This is a genomic window from Paraburkholderia sp., from assembly GCF_049581445.1.
In the GTDB taxonomy this organism is placed as follows: Bacteria; Pseudomonadota; Gammaproteobacteria; order Burkholderiales; family Burkholderiaceae; genus Paraburkholderia.
In genome coordinates this window covers 1-5,239 of record NZ_JBAURZ010000167.1, presented here as the reverse complement: position 1 = coordinate 5,239, position 5,239 = coordinate 1, and the positions used below count along the sequence as shown (strand labels likewise).

Here is a 5,239-nt window from a genome sequence, read left to right as displayed (position 1 = left end):
CGGCCAGCGTGCGCCGGTCGCCGCCTGGCGCGAGCGCATCACCCACATAGACGTGCGCGGTAAGCGGAGCGCCGCGCAGCAATGCGTCGAGAGATTGCGCCAGCGTCAGATCGTCGATATAGGCGGGCGCGGTGGATTGCCGGCCTTGCGCGTCCTCGTACATCAGGCAGATAGGCTGCACCGGACTTGACGCCGACACCGCCGCCTGAAACATATTGGCGTGGAACGGCAGGAGTGTGAGTCCATCCGTCGTGGTGCCCTCGGGGAACACGCACATCAGTTCACCCGCACTCAACCGATCCGATAGTTCGTGCATGATGCGCTTCGCATCGCTGCGCTTCTCGCGCTGAATGAACACGGTGCCAAGCTGCTGGGCCAGCCAGCCCACTACCGGCCACTGCCGGATCTCTGCCTTCGAAACGAACGGCGTTGGCCGCCACGCATTGATCACGTAGATATCGATCCACGAGATGTGGTTCGCCACCACCAGCGCACCGGCATCGAGCCGTGCGCTGTCGTTGTGGACCACGAGGCGCATCTCGCACAACTGCAGCATCTTCAGCGACCATGCGCGATTGAGCGATTCCCGCTGGGCCGCGCTGGCGCGCGGAAATCGCGTGGCAACGGTCCACATGCCGTGCAACAGGTGCGCTACCAGCCTGGCCTTGCGAAATGCAAGCTTCATCGTTCGAGCGGTCCGTATGTGTCGCGATGGGTCGCGGTCGGTTTAAGTCGGTTGGAGTATGGCGGTCTCGTGCCGGCTTGCGCGTTTGTGCGGATCAATCAGCGCATCGATCAGCGCATCGATCAGCGCGACTCGAACGCTACGTGTCCACCGACAAGCGTCATGCGCACCCGCGCTGGCAATTCGTAGCCGAGGAAAGGCGTGTTGTGCCCCTGGCTCTTCAATGCACGCGGCTCGACGAGCCAGTGCGTATTGCTGTCGAAGATGCACAGGTCGGCGTCGGCGCCCACCGCAATGCGTCCCGCGTCGAGCTTCAGGACGCCGGCCGGTGCGGCGGTGATCCGGTTGAGCGCTTTCGACAAGGCCACGCCAGCCTCTTGCGCCCATTTCACAGTCAACGACAGCAACAGTTCGAGTCCGGTTGCGCCGGGTGTCGCTTCGGCAAACGGCAGCAACTTTTCGTCGTCGTCGACTGGCGTATGGTCGGAACAGATCGCATCGATCGTCCCATCGACGAGGCCCGCGCGAATCGCTTCGCGATCGCGCTGCGAGCGCAGCGGCGGGTCGAGGCGGAATTGCGCGTCGAAGTAGCCGATATCCAGATCGATCAGGTGGATATGGTTCACCGTCACATCGCACGTGACTGGCAAACCCTCGGCCTTCGCCGCGCGCATCAGTTCGATGCCCGCCGCCGATGACAGATGCGATAGATGCACGCGCGCGCCCGTCACGCGGACCAGTTCGAAAATGGTATGAAGCGCGATAGTCTCAGCCGAGACCGGCACACCCGAAAGACCGAGCCGCGACGCCAGCGGGCCACTCGCGGCGACGCCGCCCTTGCCAAGATAGGCGTCAACGGGGCGCAGCCACACGGTATAGCCGTAGGTGTTTGCATACTGCAGCGCGCGCAGCAGCGCCTGTGTATCCACCACGGGCACATCCGCCTGAGAAAAGCCGATGCAGCCCGCTTCGGTCAGTTCGACCATCTCGGTAATGACCTGCCCTTTCAAACCGACCGTCAGCGCGCCGAGCGGATACACATGCGCCTGATGCAGGTTGCGGGCGCGGAACTTGAGCATTTCGACGAGGCCGGGCTCGTCGAGCACCGGATCGGTATCGGGCAGGCAGACGAGGCTCGTCACGCCGCCTGCAAGCGCGGCCGCCATTTCCGATTCGAGCGTGGCCTTGTGTTCGTAGCCCGGTTCGCGCAGCCGCACGGCCAGATCAACGAGGCCGGGGGCGATCGAAAGACCGGTGGCGTCGATGGTCTGCTCCGCGTGGAAATCCGCGGGCGCGTTGCCGAGCGCGACGATCTTGCCCGCCGCGATGAATACATCCTGCTGCTGTTCGGTGCCCGCTGCCGGGTCGATCAGCGTGCCGCCTTGAATATGAATCTTCATGCGCTGCCTTTGTTGTGTTGCCTGTCGCGTGTTCTGTTGATGCGGTTTGATGCCATACCTTAAGCGCGAAACGTGACGCTCACGCGATTCAGTCGAAGCTCAATCGTGATTGCCCGCAACGATGCCCATCACTGCCATGCGCACCGCAATGCCGAAGGTCACCTGATTCAGAATCACCGACTGCGGACCATCAGCCACCTGCGAATCGATTTCTACGCCGCGGTTCATTGGACCTGGGTGCATGACGATGGCATCGGGCTTGGCAAGCGCGAGGCGCTCGGGCGTCAGGCCCCAGCTCTTGAAGTACTCCTGCGCCGACGGCAGCAACGCGCCGCTCATGCGCTCGTTCTGCAGGCGCAGCATGATGATCACGTCGACGTCCTTCAGGCCTTCGTCGAGGTTGTGGAACACCCGCACGCCCATCTGTTCGAGACCGCCTGGCAGCAAGGTGCGCGGACCAATCGCGCGCACTTCCGGCACGCCGAGCGTGGTCAGCGCATGAATGTCCGAACGCGCTACCCGTGAATGCAGAATGTCGCCGACAATCGCCACGCGCAGATTCGTGAAGTCCTTCTTGTAGTGACGAATCGTGTACATGTCGAGCAGCCCCTGCGTGGGGTGCGCATGACGGCCGTCGCCAGCATTGATCACATGCACGTGCGGCGCGCAGTGTTCGGCGATCAGATACGGCGCGCCGCTCGACGCATGACGCACCACAAACATATCGGCGTGCATTGCGGAAAGGTTGTTGATCGTGTCCAGCAGCGACTCGCCCTTGCTGGTCGACGACGCGTTGATGTTCAGGTTGATCACGTCTGCCGACAGACGCTTTGCAGCGATCTCGAAGGTGGTGCGGGTGCGCGTCGAGTTTTCGAAGAACAGGTTGAACACCGATTTGCCGCGTAGCAGCGGCACCTTCTTGACCTCACGATCCGTCACGCTGACAAACTGTTCGGCGGTATCAAGGATGTGATTGACGATCGCGCGCGGCAAGCCTTCGATGGTCAGCAAATGCTTCAGCTCACCGTTCCTGGTGAGCTGTGGATTGCCCTTTAGAAAGCCGTGGCGAAAGCGCTGAGGCGCAGCGGCGCTGTCGCCGCTGGTTTGCGAGCCTTGCGGAACCGGAGGAACCTGGGTGGCGGTATTCATGATCTACCTGAGTCAAACGTGTACGAGCCGACGCGGATGGCGCGCGGGCTGCCCGGCTGTGCCGCAACGGTCATGATTGGGCCGGTGCGGCGAAATGCAAATGCAACACGGGATTGAGTGAAAGTGCATGGTGCGCGTGGCGTTGCCTGCGTTCCGATATGCGGTGATCGACTCGTATGAATCGAAATGCACCGGCGAAACTACCGCTCATGCAAGACCAAAGGCCCCCTCGCGCTCAATCCGCCCGTGCTTCAGTGTGAAACGTAAAGCGCTGCTCAGCGGCGTCATCACGAGCGAGCACAAGGTTCGACTCGGCTGGCACATCGATCACGCCGCCCACGAAACGCGCCGCCACCGGAAGCTCGCGGCCGCCGCGATCGGCGAGCACGGCGAGTTCGACCGAAGCGGGCCGTCCATAGTCGTACAGTTCGTTCAACGCGGCGCGCACCGTGCGTCCGGTGGACAGCACGTCGTCAACCAGCACGATGCGGCGATTGTCCACTTCGAACGGCAGCGAGGTTGGGCTGGCTTGTGCGTGCAGACCCTTCTTCGCGTAGTCGTCGCGATGCAGTGCAACATTGACGACACCGAAGCTTGCGACGTTCAGGTCACGCGCAAGACGCTCGGCCAACCACGCGCCGCCGCTGAAGATGCCAACGAGCACGGCGCCGCTGGACTCGCTGCCGGGTTGCTCACCGAGTTGATCACCATAAGCGGCACGAATCTGTTCGAGCACGGCGCGGTAAAGCGCCTCGGCGTCAATGGAACTCATGATCGTCGGGCAGTCCGTCTAGATATTGCTGGAGGATGATGCTGGCGGCTTCGGCGTCTAGCATGTCGGCGCGACCGTTACCCGCGCGGATTTCAGCCTTCGCCTCGACCGACGAATAGCGTTCGTCGATCCAGGTCACCGGCAAATTGAAGCGGCCATTGAGTTGATTGCCAAAGCGTTTGGCAAGTTGGGTCATTTCGTGCGGCGCGCCATCCGGGTGCATGGGCAAACCAACGATCAGCGCGTCCGGCTTCCATTCGGCGATCAGCTTACCGAGCGCCTCAAAGCGATATTCGCGGTTGCGGTTTTGCACCACCACCAGCGGCCGCGCGCTTCTGGTCAGCGAATTGCCGACCGCCACGCCGATACGCTTTTCACCATAGTCGAACGCCAGCAGCGTTGCCGCTCGTCCGGCTAGACTGCTCATGCGTGACCTGCTTCGCCCGAAAGCATGGACAAGTTGATGCCAAGCAGCGCCAATGCCGCTTCAAGGCGCTCTTCTGCCGGCACATCGAAGACGATCTTCGGATCGGCCTCCACCGTCAACCAGCCATTCTTAATAATTTCTTCCTCGAGTTGACCGGCGCCCCAGCCCGCATGGCCGAGCGTGAGCAGGAAACGTTCCGGACCCGTGCCGCTCGCGACGGCTTCGAGCACATCCTTGGAGGTGGTCATTTCAAGGCCGCCGGGCACCGACATGGACGACGTGTACGGGCTACCGTCTTTCGGATAATGCAGCACGAAGCCACGCTCGGTTTGCACCGGGCCGCCGAAGTACACGGGGACATGCAGAAGGGGTTCGATCTCGAGCTTGAGGTCGATGCGACTGAAAAGCGCTTCCAGATCGATATCGGTCGGCCGGTTGATCACGAGGCCGAGCGCACCGCGCTCACTGTGATCGCAAAGGTAGACCACCGTTCCTGAAAACGTGGGGTCCGCCATGTTGGGCATGGCGATCAGGAACTGGTTGGTCAGATTGATGCGATCGGTACTCTTGGACATAGTTCGGATTTTAGCAAAGACGATGCGGAATGGCGGGCTTTGAGCGTGGGCAGATTAGGTTTGCCGCGATCCATGAGCAACGGATCATGTTGCCACTCTATCACGCGCTTATACAACGCCAACGCAGCGTGTTCGGGTCTACGCCCCGCCCTGCTCGATGGCGCGCGTCAACGCCGCCAACGCGGGGCTGCCACCCGGCGGCGCCACCCCGGCAGCAATCGTGTGCAGCAT

6 protein-coding genes are annotated in these 5,239 nt (G+C 62.1%); all 6 read right to left on the bottom strand.

Annotation, left to right across the window (positions count from 1 at the left end; genetic code table 11):
• On the bottom strand, nt 1-685 hold a 685-nt coding region (locus tag WCA85_RS15200), incomplete at its 3' end, for a lysophospholipid acyltransferase family protein (protein ID WP_424065195.1).
• Nucleotides 686-807: 122 nt separating this feature from the next.
• Nucleotides 808-2,085 carry a dihydroorotase gene (locus WCA85_RS15195; RefSeq protein WP_424065193.1) on the bottom strand — a complete coding sequence of 426 codons (1,278 nt, stop codon included), beginning with the start codon at nt 2,083-2,085 and terminating at the stop codon, nt 808-810.
• A 99-nt stretch (nt 2,086-2,184) separates the two neighbouring features.
• On the bottom strand, nt 2,185-3,234 hold the full coding sequence (locus tag WCA85_RS15190; protein ID WP_424065191.1) for an aspartate carbamoyltransferase catalytic subunit: 1,050 nt from the start codon (nt 3,232-3,234) through the stop codon (nt 2,185-2,187).
• 235 nt (nt 3,235-3,469) lie between these two features.
• Entirely contained in the window at nt 3,470-4,006 is a 537-nt protein-coding gene (pyrR, locus tag WCA85_RS15185; protein ID WP_424065189.1) for a bifunctional pyr operon transcriptional regulator/uracil phosphoribosyltransferase PyrR, read from the bottom strand.
• The gene (gene ruvX, locus WCA85_RS15180; protein ID WP_424065188.1) at nt 3,993-4,433 is read right to left on the bottom strand and encodes a Holliday junction resolvase RuvX; all 441 of its coding nucleotides are present in this window, start codon (nt 4,431-4,433) and stop codon (nt 3,993-3,995) included. The genes pyrR and ruvX overlap by 14 nt, the downstream gene beginning before the upstream one ends.
• Nucleotides 4,430-5,008 (bottom strand): YqgE/AlgH family protein, encoded by a 579-nt coding sequence (locus WCA85_RS15175; protein WP_424065186.1) that lies wholly within the window; start codon nt 5,006-5,008, stop codon nt 4,430-4,432. The genes ruvX and WCA85_RS15175 overlap by 4 nt, the downstream gene beginning before the upstream one ends.
• Nucleotides 5,009-5,239 lie beyond the last annotated feature (231 nt).

Bases quoted from the DNA above. Each gene is read 5' to 3' on its own strand.
- pyrR (WP_424065189.1), bottom strand. From the start codon at position 4,006: ATGAGTTCCATTGACGCCGAGGCGCTTTACCGCGCCGTGCTCGAACAG.
- WCA85_RS15190 (WP_424065191.1), bottom strand. From the start codon at position 3,234: ATGAATACCGCCACCCAGGTTCCTCCGGTTCCGCAAGGCTCGCAAACC.
- WCA85_RS15195 (WP_424065193.1), bottom strand. From the start codon at position 2,085: ATGAAGATTCATATTCAAGGCGGCACGCTGATCGACCCGGCAGCGGGC.
- ruvX (WP_424065188.1), bottom strand. From the start codon at position 4,433: ATGAGCAGTCTAGCCGGACGAGCGGCAACGCTGCTGGCGTTCGACTAT.
- WCA85_RS15175 (WP_424065186.1), bottom strand. From the start codon at position 5,008: ATGTCCAAGAGTACCGATCGCATCAATCTGACCAACCAGTTCCTGATC.